The organism is Geobacillus sp. DSP4a (assembly GCF_013096875.1).
Classification (GTDB): Bacteria; Bacillota; Bacilli; order Bacillales; family Anoxybacillaceae; genus Geobacillus; species Geobacillus thermophilus.
The window spans coordinates 1-1,794 of the sequence record NZ_SDLD01000108.1; the positions used below are offsets into that span (position 1 = coordinate 1).

Here is a 1,794-nt window from a genome sequence, read left to right on the forward strand (position 1 = left end):
GGGGCTGACCCAAAAGTCCGCCAAAAAGCGGACTTTTGGAGTCAGCCCTCTCTGGTTTTTGTATATTTTACCAAACGGAACAAAATTCCGACTCTGTTCTCCCCCTCATTTACGCCACCAAGGACAATTGCTTGTCCCTAGCGGCTTTTTTGAGAAGATTGTGGGCAGCACAAACCAGCCCCCATTCGATGGAAACTTTTTGGAGGCCTCGCAGGACAAAGCGACGAAACCCGCGATTTTGTTTGATTTGCCCAAATACACTCTCAATGTCGGTTTGGCGTTGGCGGTATCGGGCTTGCCCTTCTTCACTCTCCAACCGTTCGCGGGCTTTCTGTTTTTGTTCATGATAGACGGGGTTCCATTGCGTGGTTCGTCCATACTTGGAAGTCGTGCAGGCCGAACGGAACGGACATCCTTCGCATTCATGGCATTGGTAGTGTCGGGTGACCGAGGTGTATCCTGATTCCGTGGTCTGTTTCGAAGTTCCGGTGCGAACCAGCTTTTTCCCATTGGCGCAAATCCAAACGTCTTCTTCTTCCACATAGGTCCAATTCTGCTGATGATGCGGATTTTTCTTGACCTTGCGCGTGTTCTCCTTCTCATACGTATGGTACTTGATCAAGGCCGATATGTGCTTCTCTTCCAGCTTCACGTAGTTCTCTTCCGAGCCATAAGCCGCGTCAGCGATCAAACGTTCGGGTTCCACGCCGTACTTCTCTCGAACGGTCTCCAAATGCGGGAGAAGACAACGAGTGTCGCCCGGCCTCTGATGAAGGGAATACCCCAAAATAAATTGGCCGGAAGAACCCACCTGTACGTTATAGGCCGGCTTGAGCTGGCCGTTTCGCATGTGATCCTCCTTCAACCGCATGAAGGTGGCATCCACATCGGTCTTGGAATAGCTGTTGCGATCCCCGCATACATGGAGTTGGTGTTCATACTTTTCACTGCGGGGCAAGTAGTCCTCCTTCATCTTCTTGATGGCCTTCTTCAACGGTTGGTTGTCCGGCTCGGCCTCCAACCGTTTTTCCCACTCCTCGGTTTTCTTTCGGATTTCTTCTGACGTAAAGGCCGGCGAAGGGTCGATGTCTTCCGCCTTTTCTTCTTCCACGATCGCCTCGATCTGGGCAATCAGCCGATCGACATTGGCTTGGAGTTTCTCCTGGTACTTCTCAGCCGATTTGCGCCAAACGAAGGTGTACCGGTTGGCATTCGCTTCAATTTTCGTTCCATCCACAAAATAATCTTCCATCTTGACATAGCCGTCGGCCACGAGCAGCGTGATCATTTCCCGGAACAGGTCGTCAATCAGGTCTTTCATCCGCTCCGAACGAAACCGATTGATGGAGCGGAAGTCCGGCTTTTGAAATCCACTTAGCCACATGAGGGGAAGATGGACTTCGAGCTGCCGTGCAATCTCACGGCCATGATACATTTTTTGGGTGTAAGCGTAAAGGAGAATTTTGGTCATCATTTTCGGATGATAGGCGGAGGCGCCCCCTCCTTTGTAGTAAGCAAGAAACGTCTCCATCGGGATGCGTTCAACCATCTCATGAACCACGTGGGCCATGTTATCCCGTGGAATGAGATCGGCGATGTTGCTTGGCAAAGAGAGGTTGTCCATGGTATACTCTTTAAAGGAAATATGATCATGTTTCATAAAAGAATCGCCCTTCTTTCGGTGGTAGTGGTTTTGGTGACTCTATTCTACCAGAAAAAAGGGCGATTCTTCTATATTTGAGGCAAAAAAGTGGGGGCTGATCCCAAAACGCATTCGCGTTTTGGGTCAGCCCC

General features: G+C 50.3%; 1 protein-coding gene. It reads right to left on the bottom strand.

The features are described from left to right. Positions 1–109: 109 nt before the first annotated feature. Positions 110–1,660, bottom strand: coding sequence for an IS1182 family transposase (locus ETC02_RS16495; RefSeq protein WP_171698435.1), 1,551 nt, complete (start codon positions 1,658–1,660; stop codon positions 110–112). Positions 1,661–1,794: the final 134 nt, after the last annotated feature.

Coding starts and splice junctions, on each gene's coding strand:
- ETC02_RS16495 (WP_171698435.1), bottom strand. CDS start 1,660: ATGAAACATGATCATATTTCCTTTAAAGAGTATACCATGGACAACCTC.